We start from the raw sequence: 16390 nt of genomic DNA on the forward strand, positions 1-16390 counted from the left end.
GATGACACATAGCTCCGAAACAGGCAGCCGCACGGCCTTACCCGCCCTGGAGGATCACCTGGCGGAATGGTCGCTGCGGACCGGGATCACGGTGGAGAGCTGGGCCCTGCCTGAACAACCGCTTCCCGCCTTCATCACCGAGATCGTCCATGGTGCGATCCGGGAGGTCCTGAAGGAGGTGGAACGACAGGCACAGGCCCGTACCGTCTCCATCGCGCTCACCGTGGCGCCCAGCGGGCTGCGCCTGACCGTCAGCGACGACGGCCAGGGGACGGCGGCCGAGGCGTATGAGGTCCAGCTGCGGAGCAGGCGGGCCGAGCTCGCAGCTTTGGGCGGCGGCCTCACCGTCAACGGCGTACGCGGAGAAGGCACCACGGTGAGCGCCTCCCTTCCCCGGAGGGCCTGGGCTTGATGTTCGCCGCGCTGATCGCCAGGGCGGGTCTGTCGGCGAACGCTTCAACTGCGGAGGTCGTGGAAGCGGTGCGGTCGATGCCGTACGGGCGTCCCACGGAGCGGAGCGCCCAAGGAGCGCTCGCCGAGTGGCGGGGGACCTGCTCGACCAAGCACGCGCTGCTGGCCGTGGTCCTGGCGGAACACTGGCCGCACACGGAACCGCGGCTTGTCCATCGCGTCTACCGGTGCACGCCCGAGGACGCGGCACGCAACTTCGGCCCGGACGTGGCCGCCGCGGTGCCCGGGGAAGGTCTGTGGGACGTGCACCGGTACCTGACCATCGACCTGGACGGGCACCGAGTCGTCATCGACGTCACTTTCCCGTCCGGCCCGGGTTGGGACGGCACCGGCTCGATGCCGGTCGCGTGCGGGACCGGGACCGACCATGCGGCCGGTCCCGACCCCGACGCGGACAAGCGAGCCCTGGAGGACGCGCACTGCGACGCCGGCATCCGCGAGCCTTTCATCGCCGCTCTGAGCAGGGCCGCACCGAACATGGCGGGCACTGAGCAGGGCGGGCACTGAGCAGGGTGGCGACGCCGGGCGGCGACCCGGCGGGGCCCCGGCCGGGTTGTGGTGATCGCTGATGAGGGTGGGCTCAGCTCCGTCCGGCTCTGGCCAGGGTGTCCTCGGCCTGGGTGGCCAAGGTGGTGACGAGGTCCGCCGCCGAGGGAAGGTCGGTGATGAGGTCGATGGCCTCGCCGGCCCAGATCGGCAGCGGGGGTATGGCGCCGCGCGCCGCATCGCGCTGGTAGTCCTGCCGGGCCTGGGAGTCGGCGGCGAGCTCCGCCTCGCGGCCGCGCCATCGGTCGAGGTAGGGGTGGCCGAGGGTGCGGGCGGCGTACTTCGACGGCCATCGGGAGCCGCGCGCGATGTCCAGCACGCTGCTGCGCTCGGTGTCCTGCCCCCGTCCTTCGACGATCGCCTTGGTGATCGCGGGGTCGGCCAGCGCCTCGACGGTGGCCTGGAAGCGGCTGCCGATCAGGGCTCCGGCCGCGCCCAACGCCAGGGCCGCGGCCAGGCCACGGCCATCGGCGATCCCGCCGGCCGCCAGCACCGGCACCGGCGCCGCGAGATCCACCACGATGGGGACGAACGGCAACGTGGACCGCCCGCGCAGGGCGCCATGGCCACCGGCCTCGGCGCCCTGCGCCACGATGACGTCGGCGCCCAGGTCCACGGCCCGCCGGGCCTCCTCCATGTCGGTGACCTGGATCATCAGAGCGGCCCCCGCTCGCCTGATGCGTTCCGTGAACGGGCCCGGGTCGCCGAAGGACAACATGACCGCCCTGGGGCCGTACGCCAGCGCACGCTCCACCGCGCCGACGTCGATCGCCCACGTCAGGAACCCGATGCCCCACGGCTGGTCGGTGCTCGAAGCGACGATCGCCACCTCACGGTCGAGCCACTCCCGGTCCCCGTCCGCGGCCCCCAGCATCCCGAGCCCGCCGCCCCGCGAGACGGCCGCCGCCAGCGCCCCACCGGCCGAGCCGCCCATCGGCGCCAGCACGATCGGCTGCCGCACCCCGAACAACCGTGTGAACCGCGTCGACAACACCTTCAGCGCATCATTTCCGATGCCCGGATTCTTGCCGCCGCACTGCGGAGCACTCCGGGAATCAGTGCGCGATGGATGGCGGACAACAAGGGCCATACGGCATGGCCCAGGAGCCCCTCATAGTGCAGCAAGGTCGCCAGCGACACCCGTCCCGGGCCTGTCCGTACGAAGAAGTTGCCGGTCAGAAGCCAGGAAGCGGCCTCCAGCCGGATCCAGTCCTCCCCGCGTCCGCCGATCCGCCAGCCGCCCACGGTGGCCGGCGATCGTCCCCGGCTGAGCCGGAGACCGAGGAGCCCGCGCCAGATCAGCACTTCCGCGAAGCTGGGGACGTCGCCGAACATCGCCCGAGCCCACTGCTCCGGTGTCGCGTCCACGTCCACGGAGAGGGTGAACTGGTCGGCGTAGTTGATGCCGGGCAACGAGCTGAGCGCGCGGTCGGGTTCGGGGATGTTGTGCGTCCCCACGGCACTGCCAATGGAGCCGACAGTCATCTCGCTGTCTCCCTTCGTGTATACGATGCCGTATAGAAGCAGGCTAACCCATTTATACGGTGGCGTATATAGGAGAGATGAGGTGCGGCGCATCGTGGCCACGACTCGCACGCCGCGGGAGAGCTGGATCGAGGAAGGGCTGCGGGCGCTGGCCGCCGGCGGCCTGGACGCCGTCCGCGTCGAAGTGCTGGCCAAGAAGCTCGGCGTCACGAAAGGCGGGTTCTACGGATCCTTCGCCGACCGCGACGCGCTGCTGGAGGCGATGCTGGACACCTGGGAGCGGGAGAGCGTCGACGAGGTGCTCGACCGTGTCGAGCGCGAGGGCGGCGATCCGCGGACCAAGATCCAGCGCGCGGGTGTGCTCACCTTCTCCAGCGACCGCCTGCTGCCGATCGACCTCGCGGTCCGGGACTGGGCCCGGCGCGACGAGGCGGTCGCCGCGCGCCTGCGACGAGTGGACAACCGGCGCATGGGCCTGCTGCGCCAGATGATCGGCAGCTTCTGCTCCGATGCCGATGAGGTCGAGGCCCGCAGCCTGCTCGCCTTCTGCGTGGCGATCGGCGAGCACTTCCTCGCCGCCGACCACGGCGACCGCACCCGGGCCCAGGTCCTCGCCCGCGTCACCGACCTGCTGCTCGACCACCCCACGAGAACCGCGGCCACCGACCGTGATGATGAAGGCGAGCGGCTTCCGCCCGGGGTTCGCCCCGGGCGTTGACCGGCCTTGAGGCCGGTGGTGTGGGCGCCCGCAGCTGGGAAGCCCTCAGGCCCTCGTCTTGCGCGGCAGCCGCACCGCGACGGCGAGGACGACGCCGAGGATCGCCAGGGCGGCGTTCGCCCACACCTCGTAACCGTTCAGGAATGCGCTCCGCTCGACAACCAGCCGGTTGAAATGGTCGAATAGGCGGAGCGGAATGCTGGGCTCACCGGCCAGCACCTGGTTCAGCACGCCGGTGACGCCTTCGAGCACGGCGATAATCGCAAGGAAACTCAGAAACTTGCGCATGCGACCCCTTATGTGGATTCGATCCGGACCGCCGCGACCACCACGACGACCCCGAGAATGGCGAGAATGAGGTTCGTGAATATCTCGTAGCCCTCCAGGACGTCCAGCCGTTCCACCACGAATCTGTTGAAGGCGTTGAGCACCACGCCGAAGAAAGGCTGGACGGCGATCTGGTCGATCGTTCCGCTGACGCCCTCGGCGACCATGAACAGGCCCAGCATTTGCAGGACTTTACGCATGGCACCAGCCTAGGGCCGGTCGCCCCGGGCGCGGATCATTCGTCGGGACGGCGCATTCCGACAGAAGTCGCGGCCCGCGGACGTGTCCATAGACGAAAGTATGACCCGCGGGCCGGCCGTGGTTCCTTGTCCCATCGGCGGGACAAGGGCCCGGCTCACCGACCGGAGGGAGGACGACATGACCTGGCTCATCACGGGAGCGACCGGCCTGCTCGGGCCCGAGGTGGTGGCCGCGGCGCGGGGCCGCGGGTACCGGGTGGCCGCGCTCGGCCGCAAGGACCTGGACGTCTGCCACGAGGGGGCGATCGAGGCGGCGTTCGGCGCGCACGCTCCGAGCGTCGTCGTCAACTGCGCCGCCTGGACCGCGGTGGACGAGGCGGAGTCGCGGGAGAGCGAGGCTTTTCACGTCAACGCGGAGGGGCCGCGACTGCTGGCCGCGGCCTGCGCGCGGCACGGGGCACGGCTCGTCCAGGTCTCCACCGACTACGTGTTCTCGGGCGAGGCCGGCCTGCCCTACGGCGAGGGCGACCAGGCCGGGCCGCGGACCGCGTACGGGCGCACCAAGCTGGCGGGCGAGGAGGCGGTGCTGGCCCTGCTGCCCGGCGCGGCGATCGTCAGGACCGCGTGGCTGTACGGGGCCCACGGCAGGAATTTCGTCACCGTCATGTTGCGGGCGGCGGCCGAACGCCGCACGGTGGACGTGGTGGACGACCAGCGCGGCCAGCCGACGTGGGCGCCCGACCTCGCCGAGCGCCTGGTCGCCGTGGGCGAGTCGGGCGCGGCGGGCGTGTTCCACGCCACGAACGCGGGCCAGACCTCGTGGTTCGGCCTGGCGCGTGCGGTGTTCCGGCTGACGGGGGCCGATCCCGGACGCGTCCGGCCGACGACTTCGGCCGCCCTGATGCGCCCGGCCGCGCGCCCGGCCTTCAGCGTCCTGCGCGACGGCCGCTCGCACGAACTGGGCCTGCCGCCCTTGCGTTCCTGGCAGGAGGCACTGCGGGCGGCCTGCTCCATACTCTCCGCCTTTCCTGAAAACTGAGAGCATGCTGGCCGCTTACTCCATGCTCCCCCGCCTTTCCTGAGAACCGAGCGATCGGCACGGAAGGGGCCGTCCGGAATCCGTTTTCTCGCGCCCACTCGTGACCATCGCGCGAAAGTCTCATACTTTCGTCGGACGGCGCCGCCGCCGCCGCTACTTCCGTTGCCCGGACGCATCCCGAAAGCCGATTCGCGGGCGTACGTGCCACCCCTACCGTGAATCGTGGACGGCGGCCGTGCCCGCCTCGTGCCAGCACACGGAAGAAAAGCGGAAGAAACTCATCCAGGAGATTCATGGTGACGAACAGGACAGCGGTGTCCACCGAGAATACGACCGGTCCCGCCGCCGCCAGCGCCGAACGCATTCACAAGCGCTACAACACGGGACAGACGGCGGTCACCGCTCTCGACGGCGTGTCGGTGAATATCCAGTCGGGCCAGTTCAGCGGCATCATGGGGCCGTCCGGGTCCGGTAAGTCGACGCTCATGCACTGCATGGCGGGGCTGGACACGGTCGACGAGGGCCGGGTCTTCATCGGCGACCAGGAAGTGACCGGCATGACGGACAAGGAGCTGACCCGGCTGCGCCGCGACCGGGTGGGCTTCATCTTCCAGTCCTTCAACCTGCTGCCCACGCTGACGGCCCTGGAGAACATCCTCCTGCCGATGCGCCTGGCCGGCCGCATCCCGGACCAGGACTGGCTGGACACCGTCATCGAGATCACCGGCCTGGGCGACCGCCTCGACCACCGCCCCAACCAGTTGTCGGGCGGCCAGCAGCAGCGAGTCGCGTGCGCCCGGGCGCTGGCGGCCAAGCCCGAGGTGATCTTCGCCGACGAGCCGACCGGCAACCTCGACTCGCGCTCCGGCGCCGAGGTGTTGTCCTTCCTGCGCGACTCGGCGCGCCGTACCGGCCAGAGCATCGTCATGGTCACCCACGATCCGATGGCGGCGGCGTACACCGATCATGTGATCTTCCTGGCGGACGGCCGCGTCGTCGACCGGATGCACTCCCCCACGGCCGACAAGGTGCTGGAGCGGATGAAGGAGCTCGACTCGCCGGCGAGCCGGCGCACGGAGGGCCACGCCTGATGCTCGCCAAGCTCGCCCTGCGCAACCTGCTGGCGCACCGGATCAGGCTGGCGCTCTCCGTGCTCGCCGTGACGCTCGGCGTCTCCTTCGTCGCCGGAACGATGATCTTCCGGGACACCGCCACCCGCAGCTTCGACCCGATCTTCGCCGCTCGCGGCGAGAGCACGACGGTGATCGTGCGGGCCACGCGGACGATCGACGCCGAGGGCGCCCCCGCCGCCACCGTGCCCGAATCGCTCCTGGACACGCTCCGCCGCGACGTCACCGACGCCCAGGAGTTCAAGGGCTACTTCGACGGGTACGCGGCCGTCGTCCGCACCGACGGGCGGATCGTGGGCGAGGACCGCGCCGGGCACATCGGCGCGGCCTACCTGCAGCGCCCGGGCGCGGGCCTGCAACTGTTGTCGGGCAAGGAGCCGGCCGGGGCCGACGACGTCGTGGTCGAGGAGCGCACCGCGGCCGAGGGCAACCTCAAGGTCGGCGACGCGGTCAGCGTGGTGACCCAGCGGGCGACCAGGAGCATGCGGGTCGTCGGCGTCTTCAGGCCGGTCAACGACCAGCTCGGCCGGGCCGCCACGTACGTGGCCTTCACCCCCGAGACCGCGCAGACCCTGCTCACGGGGCCGGACAGCTACTCGGCGATCTTCGTCCGGCCGAAGGCCGACGTCTCGCAGCAGCGGTTGCGGCAGCAGATCGCGGCGGCGCTGCCCGCCGGCTACGAGGCGAAGACGGGCACGGACGAGACCCGCGAGGTCAAGGGCCAGCTCGACTCCATCTTCTCGCTGATCAGCCGGTTCCTGCTGGTGTTCGCCGGCGTGGCGGTGTTCGTCGGGTCGTTCATCATCTTCAACACGTTCACGATCCTCGTGACGCAGCGCATCCGCGAGCTCGCGCTGCTGCGGGCCGTGGGGGCCGCGCGGGGGCAGGTGACCCGGATGGTGCTCGGCGAGGCGCTGGGGGTCGGCTTCCTCGGGTCCACCCTGGGCCTGCTGGCCGGGGTGGGTCTGTCCTACGCGCTCAGGGTGGTCTTCGAGCAGTTCTCCGGAGGCACGCAGGTCCCGCTGCGCACCCCGGTGGTCACGCCGGCGACGGCGCTGTGGGCGTACGGGGTGGGCCTCGTCGTGACGGTCCTCGCCGCCTACCTGCCGACCCGGCGCGCGGCGAAGATCCCGCCCGTGGCGGCGCTGCGGCAGGACGTCACCCTCACCCGCAGGTCGACGAGGCTGCGCGCGGTCGCGGGCTCGCTGCTCGGGCTTCTCGGCGCGCTCGCCCTGGGCGGCGGCGCGGCGTCGGGCGCGGCGGACGCCGCGGTGTTCATCGTGGGCGGCGGCCTGCTGGTGCTGCTGGCCCTGGTCATGCTCAGCCCCGTCCTGAGCCGGCCGGTCATCGCGGTGCTCGGCTGGCCCGTCGCCAAGCTGGGCGGCGCGGTCGGCCGGCTGAGCAAGGAGAACGCCCGCCGCGACCCGCGGCGCACCTCGGCCACGGCCGCGGCGATGATGGTCGGGCTCGCGCTGGTCACCGTCTCGACGGTGGTGGCCGGATCGATGAGCGCGTCCGCCGGCGGAAGGATCGACGACCAGTTCGCGGTCGAGCTCTCGCTGGAGGCGCGCGGGCTCACCGGGTTCGGCGAGGAGGTCGTGCAGAAGGTGGCGGCGGTGCCCGGCGTGCGGTCGGTGGTCCCGGTCCGCACGGGCGCGATGCGGATCGGGGGCGAGCAGGTCTCCGTCCTGGTGGGCGACGCGGCGGCGCTGGCGGGGCCGGCGAGCCTGAAGCTGACCGGCGGCGCCCTGCCCGCCGAGGGCGACCTGCTGGTCCAGGCGTCCCTGGCGGCGGAGCGGAAGTGGAAGGTCGGCGACCGCGTCGACGCGCAGTATCCCGACCGGTCCACGGCGCGACCGGCCATCGCCGGTCTGTACGCCGGCAACGAGGTGCTCGGACTGCCGTTCATCGTGACCACGGCCGCCTACCGGGCCCACGCCGACCTGGGGTTGGTCCAGCGGGCCTTCGTCGACCTCGACGACGGCCGGGAGCAGGCGCGTCAGGAGGTGATGACGGCGCTACGGGCCTACCCGAGCGTGGCGGCCAAGGACCGCGACGCGTTGCGGGCCGAGGCCAGGCAGGAGATCGACCAGGTGCTCAACCTCATCGTGGTCCTGCTGGTCCTGTCCATCCTGATCGCCGCCCTCGGCATCGTGAACACGCTGAGCCTGTCGGTGATGGAGCGCTCGCGGGAGATCGGGCTGCTGCGGGCCGTGGGCATGGGACGCGGGCAGGTGCGGTCCCTGATCAGCTACGAGGCGGTGGTCGTCGCGCTGTTCGGCGCGGTGCTCGGCGTGGGGCTGGGCGTGGTCATCGGGTGGGCGCTGCAGCGGTCGATGGCGGGCACCGGCATCGAGGTGCTGGACATCCCGTACGGCAGGCTGGCGCTCTATCTGCTGAGCGCGGTGCTGATCGGCCTGGTCGCGGCCGTCTGGCCGGCCCGGCGCGCCGCCCGGATGAACGTCCTGCGGGCGATCCACCAGGACTGAGGCGATCGGAGAATCCGGCTACGGGCGATTCACCGGATCGGAGGGTGTCCGGATGCGGCCGATCCCGCATCCGGACCCTTACCCCTTCAGCTCGCAGCCCGCGCGCCGTCGTGCGTGATCTCATGAGCGAACCGCTCCAGGGCCAGCACCATCCAGTTGGCCAGGTCGCAGTTCTGCGTGCGGGCGGCGCGTTCCCACCGTTCGAGCTGCTCCTGGCTCGGATTGAGCTGCAGCTTGACGTTCACGTTCGAGGGCTGCGCCGGCTCCGCGCCGTCCGGCGCCTCGCCGCTCTTCAACGCCGCAGCCTGCCGCAACTCCCGGCGCAGGCGGTTTCTGGACCAGGATTGTTGCTCGGCCCGCAGGAGCCACAGGTCCTGCTCGGCCATGCTGAGCGCCGCCACCTCGGCGTGGTGGGCGAAGCTCAGCTTGTCCCTGCGCCTGGCCAGGCCGAACCTGCGGGCCACCCAGGCATAGTTGCGCAGCGTCTGGTAGTCGAGCGAGGTGCGCTCGATGGCCGTGCGGTAGCGGTCGGCGTACTGCTTCTCGCCGTACACCAGCCAGTCGCCCAGCCACCAGGCGGAGGAGTCGGCGATGAGGGACAACTGACGGCCGATGCTCTCCCAGTTGGAGAAGGGGATCTCGGTCGGGAACTGCAGGCCGGTCCTTCTCGGGATCACCATCCGGTCGAGTCCCAGCCCGTGCCGTGGTCCGTTCTCGGGCTGTGGGGTCCGCCGGTCGCGGCCGGCGCTGGTCCTTCTTTTCGGCATGAGAGGATCGCTCATCGTTGCTCTTTCGACAGAAGACATGAGCCAGCAGCAGCTCGAATGAGGTGAGGGTCCGGCGCCGGCTCTCCGGGAGGATCGCCCCCGGTGATCAGGCGCGCGTGTCGGGTTGCAGAAGTTTCGGGGTGCCCTCGCCGGCGACGGGCCGCGCGGGACCCGGCGGACGCGGGGCCCGCCACCGGGAGGTCAGGCGTCCCAGCGGCAGGCGGACCGGCGCGAACGGCAGATCGACCGGCCGCAGATAGACGACGAGGCAGGCCGCCATCGCCAGGGCGAAGCTCCCCAGCCCCATGAGCAGCCCGATCAGGGCGTGCAGGGCGAGTCCGGCCGCCAGCAGGTACGGACGCACCGCCCGGCGCGCGACCAGCCCCAGGAACAGGGCGAACTCGACCGCTATGGCGCCCCAGGTGAGCATCGTGACTCCCAGCGGCGAAGCGGTCAGCCATCCCATCAGGCCCGCCGCCCAGCCGGGGGCGCCGAACAGCGGGTCTCCGAACCAGTAGTACACGGCGGTGCCGTCGGCCCACTCCTCACTGCCCAGTTTCGCCACCGAGGCCTGCAGGTAGATGCCCGCGATCTGGAGCCGGACGACCATGAGCGCCGACCAGGCGGCCAGCGACACGGCCGGGTCGCCCACCGGCTGGGGCGCTTGCCAGTGCCAGGCGCGCCGGTCGGTCAGCGCGATGGGCAGAATCAGCAGGGTGAGCACGGCGGCGACCTGGTCGCCCCCGTCGGGGACGGTGGCGGACACCTGGAAGCTGACGGCCACCCACCAGTGGGGCAGCGCGGTGAGACGTGGCCGCCAGCCTGAGGCGGCCGTCAGCAGGATCACGACGGCGGCGACGTGCGCCACGTCCACGTCCACGACGCAGAACAGGCTGTAGGCGGCGGCGCCGTCACAGTGCGGGAAGGCGGGGACGCCCTGGGCCGGGCGGAAGAGCGAGGAGCCGTCGCTGGCGAGCAGGGTGGTCAGGGTGCAGAGCGCGGCGAGCGTTCTGGCCAGACCGTACACATTGGTCCACGGGCTCGTTCCGGCGATCCTCCGCGCCCTTTCGCCTAACCCTTCGAGCACCTGACCTCCAATCGGACGACCTTGAGCGGCATGTGGGTCTGTGCGGCGGCCGAGGACCAGGCCCAGGGAAGGGGTTCCTGCCGGGTGACCTCGATGGTCCCGCAGAGGATGGGATCGGGGGCCGGATTGTGCACGGGCACGGACGGGCCGGGCAGGCCCAGGCAGGCGACGACCTCGTTCCGGCAGTCCCGCCACGTGGCGGCGGGGACGCCGGCCAGCAGCATGCCGCGTTCGATCCCTTCCGCGCGAGAGCGCCGGTCGAACCCCCACAGGTTGCGGGGCTCGGCGTGCGGTCCCGGGCCGGCGCGCCGCCACGTGCCGTCGGCGGCGCGGCTCCAGGCGATCTCTCTCGGCTCACGGGCCGACCTGGTGAAGAAGGCCCAGCCTTGGGGCGCCACGGCCCGGGCCGGCTCGCTGACCGCCCGCTGGCCGGGCAGCCGGAGGGCGGCGGCGGGGAGCTGACCGATGACGACATAGGCGATCACGACGGCCCAGCCGAGCGCGAGGGTGACGACGACGGCACCCAACCGACGGCCGGGGCTCATGGCAAGAGGGCCTCGGCCACGTCGTTCACGAACGTCTCCTTGGCGAGGGCGGACCCGGATCCGTCCGTCGAGACCCAGACCCTTGTCTGGTCCCAGATGGTGTTGGACTGCACGACCAAGGTCTGGTTGACCACGATGAAGGTGCCGTACGCGGACGCCGTCCCCGGCGGCGCCCCCGCCATCACACGGGCGGCCAGTTCGTCCGCGGCGACGGTGGCCCGCTCGATGCGCACCCGGTCGCCGCTGGTGATCTCACGCTGGAAAGTGCTGAAGAAACCGGGCTCCGCCTGCTTGATCGCGGCGATCAGTTGCCCCGACCGCGCGGCCGTCCACGTCGCGCCCGACGTCGGGACGCGCAGGTCCGGATGGTGTTCCGCGACCGGCCCGCGGCCGAGGAACAACCCCTCGAACAACGCCTGCCCGCTGTAACGCTGCTGGTCGGTGGCGCCGGCCGCCGCCATGGAGGACCCTGTTAGACCGGCGGCTAAGACGACTCCTAGGATGGTTGCTTTCCACTGCATCAGCTACCCCTGAAATAGGCGTCACTTCTGACACGGAAGTTACTCTATAATTTCTAGAACTATGAGTAAAGATTCTCCGATGCCGCGGCCAGGGGACCTGGGCCCGCTCCAGGGCACCCAGCGCTGCTGAGCCTGTATGCATTTGAGCATCGATCCCAGCAGTGGAACTCCGTTGTTCGACCAGATCGCCGAAGGTGTGCGCCGCGAACTGGCCGAGGGAACACTGCACGTGGGAGAACATCTCCCACCCGCCAAGGACCTGGCGTCCGCCCTGCGGGTGAACCTGCACACCGTGTTGAGGGCATACGCCCAACTGCGCGATGAGGGCGTGGTCGAGGTGCGCCGTGGCCGGGGAACAGTGATCATCTCGTCCGGGACGCAGATCGAGGACCGGCGGCTCAACCAGGCGGTCGTGCGGCTCGTCGTGGAGGCGCGGCGCCGGGGACTGTCGGAGGAAGTGCTGACGAATCTTGTGTTACGCACCTTCCGACAGAACAGCGACTATGACAGCATGCCTGACTGATCCACCCTTACGGCAAGACGTGCAGGTTCGGGGGAAAGGTGCACATTCGTCATGGGCTCACGCATGCGGCCACCCCTGCCATCCTCGTCATCGTCGCCGCACCCACGGCGATGATCGCCCTCACCCTCGCGACTTCCCTCGTTCTCCAGGAGCGGCTCCCCCACCCCGTCGCCTCCCACTTCAGCGGCGACAGCCCGGACGGGTCGTCCCCGTTCTGGCCGACGGTCCGCGACATCATCGTCCTGGACGTCGCCGCGTCTTCGATCCTGGCCCTGCTGGCCTTTCTGCGGCCGCCGGGGTCGATCGGCAACCGGCTGGCGGCGGGCTGCGTCATGGCGCTGACGACGGCGATCACCGGGAGCGTGCTGCTGGGCATCGTGCTCGCCAATCTGGACGCCCCCCACTGGAGCGCGGCCCGGCCGGCGCCGATGTCGGAGCCCTTCACGATCGTGGCCAGCGTGGTGGCCTTCGCCATGGGGGCGATCGCGGTCCACCCCCTCTACCGGAGCGCGGCGCAGATCGCCGAGCTGCCGCCCGAGCCGATCCTGTCCCGGCTCAGGGAGCGCCGCGGGCGCACGGTGTGGATCGGGCAGTCGCGGAACCGCCCGTTCATGCGCAAGACGCTCGCGGCCACCGCGGTCATGCTCGTGCTGGCCCTGATCGGCACCTACTGGATGGTGATCCCCGCGCTCGTGTGCCTGGCGACGCTGCACGTGTGGGGCGGCGTCCTGGCCTCCTTCGACGGCAAGACGTTGTCGGTCCGCGGCCGTATCCCGCTCGGCGTCATCGTCCGCATCCCCCTCGGGCGCATCGAGACCGCCGAGGCCATCCTCGTCGACCCGCGCCGGTGGGGCGGTTGGGGCTGGCGCATGCACAGCATCAAGCGGCACGCGATCGTCGTACGCAAGGGCGAGGCGCTGCTGGTGGCGCTGCGCGGCGGCGGCGAGCTCATCGTGACCGTGGACGACGCCGCCACCGCCGCCACCGAGATCAGGCGGGCCCTGCGCGGCGACCGCCGCGTCCCGCTGCATCCGCGGCCCCTTCCGCCGACGCACGGGGTGCACGCCTACTCGGACAGGGCTCAGGGCACCGGCCGCCCGCCCGCCGTGTGACGCACCGGCCGCCCGCCCGCCGTGTGACGCATCAGCCAGCCGGTGAGCGCCGTCGTGACGATGGCGACCAGCACCAGGATGGTGAAGCCGAGCTGGTTGATCAGCCCGTACTGCAGGCCGATGCTGGCGATCACCAGCTCGGTCACGCCGCGGCAGTTCATCAGCACGCCGACCTGCAGGGCCTGCCGTCCGGGCAGGCCGGCCAGCAAGGCCCCGCCGCCCGCTCCGACCACCTTCGTCGCCTGCGCCAGGACCAGGATCGCGAGGGCGGCGAGCCAGTGCCCCGGATGCGCGCCGATGAGCCCGGCCGCCGTCTTCAGCCCGACCCCGGCGAAGAACAGCGGCAGCAGGATCATCAGCGTGAACCCCTGGAGCTGCTCGCCGACCCGCTCGACGACCGGAGCGCCGCGCGGCACGGCCACGCCGAACAGGAACGCGCCGATCAGCGGATGGAGATGGATCATCTGGGTCAGCGCGGAGAACCCGGTCGCGCCGACCACGAGCACGATCGTCAGCACCCTCGCCGAGTCCGTCCTGGCGGCCAGCGTGGCCAGGGCGGGCCTGACGCACAGGTACGTGACCAGCATCAGCGCCACGGCGAGCGCGGCGGTCCGCCACAGGTCGCCGGTCCCCCCGGCACCGACACCGGCCAGGATGAGCGTGAGCGCCAGCCAGGCCACGCCGTCGCCGATGGCCGCCGAGGACAACGACAGCACGCCGACCCTGGTGCGCTCGATCCCGAGGTCCACGAGGATCCTGGCCAGCACGGGCAGCGCGGTGACGGCCAGCGCCAGCCCGAAGAACAGGTGGTAGGCCGGGGACACCCCGCCCGCCCCCGCCAGCATCGGCCCGGCCACCAGCGCGATGGCCGCGCCGGCGAGGAACGGCAGGCCCATGCCCCCGACGAGCGTGGCTGCCAGGATGCGCGGCACCCTGATCCGGTCGGTGCGCAGCTCGCAGCCGAGCAGGAACATGAAGACCACGAGCCCGAGCTGCGCCGCCTTGTCCAGAGCGGCCAGCACGTCGGCGGGGAACAACCAGGTCACCGCCTCCGGCCACACGGCGCCGAGCGCCGAGGGCCCGAGCAGCAGCCCGCCCAGGATCTCGCCCAGCACCGGGGGCTGGCGGACCAGGCGCATCAGCTCACCGCACGCATGGCTGGCCAGCAGGATGACGGCCACCGCGAGCAGGAACTTGGTGACCGGGTCGGGCGTGGACCGGCCGGGCGCCCACAGCGCGATGGACCCGACGAGGACCACCAGCCCCACGCAGGCGCCGAGCACGGCCCGCCGGCCCGCCCTCGGCGCGGCTCCGGGCGGGCTCGTCGTGGCCGGCCGGCCCGCCGTCGGCTCGGCTCCGGGCAGGCTCGTCATGGCCCGCTCGCCGGCACCGGCGGCCGGAAGGCGGCGGCGAACCTGCCCCGGCCGTACAGCAGGGGGTCGCCGGAGCCGTTCTCGATGTTGAGCACCCGGCCGAGGACGACCGTGTGGTCGCCGACCGCAACGGATCGGGCGACCCGGCACTCCGCCACGGCCAGGGCGTCGTCGACCAGCCAGGGCAGACCGGTGAGCGCCGTCCGCCGCCAGGTGACCTGCGCGAAGCGGTCGGGCTTGGGCGAGGCGAACAGCTCGGCGGTGCTCCGGGCGGAGTCGCCGAGCAGGTTCACCGCGAACGAGCCGCTGCCGAGCACCGCCCCGAGGGTGCCGCTGCGCACGTCCAGGCAGACGAGCAGCGTAGGCGGATCGAGCGTCACGCTGCTGAGCGAGTTGCAGGTCAGCCCGTGCAGCCCGCCCCCCTCGTCCATCGAGGTGACGACCGTCACCCCGGTGAAGTAGGAGCCCATGAAGCCGCGGAAAGCGTCGGGCGTCGCCGTGGCGCGCGCGTCAGCCATGGATTTCGGCCAGGTATTCGTAACAGCTGGGCAGCGCCGCGACCAGCTCGTCGGCCTCGGCCTTGATCCGGGCGAACTCCGCCAGCGCGTTGGCCGGGTCCATGTGCCGCAGCGCGGCCGGCGGCATGCGCGGGATCCGGCCCAGGCCGAGGTTCATGGCGTTCCACGAGTAGCTCTCGAAGCCGTGGAAGTAGGGGTAGACCGTCTCCTCGTCCAGGAGGCGCGCACCGGCCAGGTCCAGCCTCTCCCGCAGCCCGCCGGGCATCGCCCGGACCTTGGCCTCCTTCCAGTACGGCGTGTCGTCGCGCTGGGCCGACTTGTAGTGCAGGACCAGGAACTCCTTGACCCCCTCGACCGCGTGCGCCACCCGGTCGTTGTAGGCGGCGATCTGCCCGGCGTCCCAGCGCTCGTCGGGGAAGTGCCGGACGAGCTGCTCGATGCCGTGCTGGATGAAGAAGATGCCGGTCGACTCCAGTGGCTCGACGAACGCGCTGGACAGGCCGATGGCCACGCAGTTGCGCACCCAGGACTCGCGGTTGCGCCCGATGCGCATGCGGATGTGGTTGGCCTCCAGGTCGTCCCTGCCGGGAGCGACGGCCTGGCGCAGCTCGCGCTCGGCCTCCTCCGGGCTGATGAACTGGTCGGAGTAGACGTAGCCGTTGCCGTTGCGGCGGAACAGCGGGATCGTCCACATCCAGCCGGCGTTCATCGCCCTGGCCGTGGTGTAGGGGTTCATGTCGGTGGCCTCGTCGCGCGGCACCCGCAGCGCGACGGCCCGGTTGTTCGGCAGGACGTCCTCGAACGACTCGAACCGGGTGCCGAGCGTCTGGTTGATCAGCAGGCCGCGGAAACCGGTGCAGTCGACGTACAGGTCGCCCGCGATGTCGCCGTGCTCGGCGGTGCGGACGTGGCTGATCCAGCCCCGCTCGTCCTGGCCGACGTGCTCGACGTTGTCGAGGACGTGTGCGACCCCGTTCTTGACCGCGATGCCGGCCAGGTATCCGGCGACCTCGTCGGCGTCGAAGTGGTAGGCGTAGGGAAACTGCGCGCGCTGCTCGGCCAGCGTCGAGCGGCCGAGCGTGCCGTCCAGGCCGGCGGCGAACAGCGAGCTGTCCAGCATCCGGGGCGAGCGCTTGGCCTCGCACAGGGCCGAGGTGATGAAGCACGAGCGGTCGAACGGCACGCTCCTGTCCCCCAGCGCGAGCCACCACTCCGCCATCGAGAAGCCGTCCACCATGCGCAGCCGCTCGAACGGGTGGTAGAAATGCCGGCCGTCCCCGCTCCAGTTCTCGAAGCGGATGCCGAGCTTGTAGCCACCCGCGCACTTCGGCAGCCACTCGGCCTCGTCCAGGCCGAGGTAGTCGAAGAAGTGCCGCACGGTGCTGAACGTGGCCTCACCCACGCCGATGCGCTTCACCCGTGGCGACTCGATGAGCGTCACGTCCAGCCGCGGGCCGAAAGCCGCCTTCAGGTAACTGGCGGTCATCCATCCGGCGGTGCCACCACCGACGATCACCACAGAACGAATCATGCGTCACT

General features: G+C 71.3%; 19 protein-coding genes. 8 read left to right on the forward strand and 11 right to left on the reverse strand.

The genetic code is table 11. The features are described from left to right. Position 1: 1 nt before the first annotated feature. Both ACWD0F_RS41200 and ACWD0F_RS41205 read left to right on the forward strand, forming a co-directional pair. Positions 2-412 (forward strand): hypothetical protein, encoded by a 411-nt coding sequence (locus ACWD0F_RS41200; RefSeq protein ID WP_449886701.1) that lies wholly within the window; start codon positions 2-4, stop codon positions 410-412. Continuing rightward, positions 412-978, forward strand: coding sequence for a hypothetical protein (locus ACWD0F_RS41205; RefSeq protein ID WP_449886703.1), 567 nt, complete (start codon positions 412-414; stop codon positions 976-978). Before ACWD0F_RS41200 ends, ACWD0F_RS41205 begins: the two co-directional genes overlap by 1 nt. A gap of 73 nt (positions 979-1051) precedes the next feature. Here ACWD0F_RS41205 and ACWD0F_RS41210 read toward each other — a convergent pair whose 3' ends face one another. Both ACWD0F_RS41210 and ACWD0F_RS41215 read right to left on the reverse strand, forming a co-directional pair. After that, a complete protein-coding gene (locus ACWD0F_RS41210; protein ID WP_449886706.1) occupies positions 1052-2008 on the reverse strand; it encodes an NAD(P)H-dependent flavin oxidoreductase in 957 nt (318 codons plus the stop codon). 5 nt (positions 2009-2013) lie between these two features. Next, complete coding sequence (locus ACWD0F_RS41215) at positions 2014-2502, reverse strand: hypothetical protein (RefSeq protein WP_449886708.1); 489 nt, start codon at positions 2500-2502, stop codon at positions 2014-2016. Between the two features lie 82 nt (positions 2503-2584). Between ACWD0F_RS41215 and ACWD0F_RS41220 the strand changes: the two genes are divergently transcribed. Further along, positions 2585-3220: a TetR/AcrR family transcriptional regulator gene (locus ACWD0F_RS41220; protein ID WP_449886711.1), complete on the forward strand. Its 636-nt coding sequence runs from the start codon at positions 2585-2587 to the stop codon at positions 3218-3220. Between the two features lie 45 nt (positions 3221-3265). On the opposite strand, the gene ACWD0F_RS41225 is transcribed toward ACWD0F_RS41220, so the two are convergent. Continuing rightward, positions 3266-3508: a hypothetical protein gene (locus ACWD0F_RS41225; protein ID WP_449886713.1), complete on the reverse strand. Its 243-nt coding sequence runs from the start codon at positions 3506-3508 to the stop codon at positions 3266-3268. A gap of 8 nt (positions 3509-3516) precedes the next feature. Beyond that, entirely contained in the window at positions 3517-3747 is a 231-nt protein-coding gene (locus ACWD0F_RS41230; RefSeq protein WP_449886715.1) for a hypothetical protein, read from the reverse strand. Positions 3748-3925: 178 nt separating this feature from the next. Here ACWD0F_RS41230 and rfbD point away from each other — a divergent pair, with 178 nt between their 5' ends. The 3 genes from rfbD (at position 3926) to ACWD0F_RS41245 (ending at position 8405) form a co-directional block, all read left to right on the forward strand. Then, on the forward strand, positions 3926-4786 hold the full coding sequence (rfbD, locus tag ACWD0F_RS41235) for a dTDP-4-dehydrorhamnose reductase (RefSeq protein ID WP_449886718.1): 861 nt from the start codon (positions 3926-3928) through the stop codon (positions 4784-4786). Positions 4787-5079: 293 nt separating this feature from the next. After that, the gene (locus ACWD0F_RS41240; protein WP_449886720.1) at positions 5080-5877 is read left to right on the forward strand and encodes an ABC transporter ATP-binding protein; all 798 of its coding nucleotides are present in this window, start codon (positions 5080-5082) and stop codon (positions 5875-5877) included. Further along, positions 5877-8405, forward strand: a complete 2529-nt coding sequence (locus tag ACWD0F_RS41245) for an ABC transporter permease (RefSeq protein ID WP_449886722.1) — start codon at positions 5877-5879, stop codon at positions 8403-8405. The genes ACWD0F_RS41240 and ACWD0F_RS41245 overlap by 1 nt, the downstream gene beginning before the upstream one ends. An 86-nt stretch (positions 8406-8491) precedes the next feature. Here the strand turns inward: ACWD0F_RS41245 and ACWD0F_RS41250 are convergent, their stop codons facing one another. The 4 genes from ACWD0F_RS41250 to ACWD0F_RS41265 form a co-directional block, all read right to left on the reverse strand. After that, complete coding sequence (locus tag ACWD0F_RS41250; protein ID WP_449886724.1) at positions 8492-9187, reverse strand: LmbU family transcriptional regulator; 696 nt, start codon at positions 9185-9187, stop codon at positions 8492-8494. 91 nt (positions 9188-9278) lie between these two features. Continuing rightward, complete coding sequence (locus ACWD0F_RS41255; RefSeq protein WP_449886726.1) at positions 9279-10259, reverse strand: sporulation-delaying protein SdpB family protein; 981 nt, start codon at positions 10257-10259, stop codon at positions 9279-9281. Next, positions 10244-10804, reverse strand: a complete 561-nt coding sequence (locus ACWD0F_RS41260; RefSeq protein WP_449886728.1) for an SdpA family antimicrobial peptide system protein — start codon at positions 10802-10804, stop codon at positions 10244-10246. Before ACWD0F_RS41260 ends, ACWD0F_RS41255 begins: the two co-directional genes overlap by 16 nt. Then, positions 10801-11265 carry a hypothetical protein gene (locus ACWD0F_RS41265; protein WP_449886731.1) on the reverse strand — a complete coding sequence of 155 codons (465 nt, stop codon included), beginning with the start codon at positions 11263-11265 and terminating at the stop codon, positions 10801-10803. The genes ACWD0F_RS41260 and ACWD0F_RS41265 overlap by 4 nt, the downstream gene beginning before the upstream one ends. Before the next feature lie 232 nt (positions 11266-11497). Between ACWD0F_RS41265 and ACWD0F_RS41270 the strand changes: the two genes are divergently transcribed. Together ACWD0F_RS41270 and ACWD0F_RS41275 are read left to right on the forward strand one after the other, a co-directional pair. Continuing rightward, positions 11498-11848 carry a GntR family transcriptional regulator gene (locus ACWD0F_RS41270; protein ID WP_449886734.1) on the forward strand — a complete coding sequence of 117 codons (351 nt, stop codon included), beginning with the start codon at positions 11498-11500 and terminating at the stop codon, positions 11846-11848. 38 nt (positions 11849-11886) lie between these two features. Continuing rightward, the gene (locus ACWD0F_RS41275) at positions 11887-12960 is read left to right on the forward strand and encodes a hypothetical protein (protein WP_449886737.1); all 1074 of its coding nucleotides are present in this window, start codon (positions 11887-11889) and stop codon (positions 12958-12960) included. Here the strand turns inward: ACWD0F_RS41275 and ACWD0F_RS41280 are convergent. The 3 genes from ACWD0F_RS41280 to ACWD0F_RS41290 are packed head-to-tail and all read right to left on the reverse strand — an operon-like array spanning position 12930 to position 16382. Next, entirely contained in the window at positions 12930-14333 is a 1404-nt protein-coding gene (locus tag ACWD0F_RS41280; protein ID WP_449886740.1) for a cation:proton antiporter, read from the reverse strand. The two genes, ACWD0F_RS41275 and ACWD0F_RS41280, sit on opposite strands and share 31 nt — an antisense overlap. Further along, positions 14330-14851, reverse strand: a complete 522-nt coding sequence (locus tag ACWD0F_RS41285) for a flavin reductase family protein (RefSeq protein ID WP_449886743.1) — start codon at positions 14849-14851, stop codon at positions 14330-14332. Before ACWD0F_RS41285 ends, ACWD0F_RS41280 begins: the two co-directional genes overlap by 4 nt. Beyond that, entirely contained in the window at positions 14844-16382 is a 1539-nt protein-coding gene (locus ACWD0F_RS41290; RefSeq protein WP_449886746.1) for a tryptophan halogenase family protein, read from the reverse strand. The genes ACWD0F_RS41285 and ACWD0F_RS41290 overlap by 8 nt, the downstream gene beginning before the upstream one ends. Between the last annotated feature and the right edge of the window lie 8 nt (positions 16383-16390).

The organism is Nonomuraea sp. NPDC002799 (genome assembly GCF_053592075.1).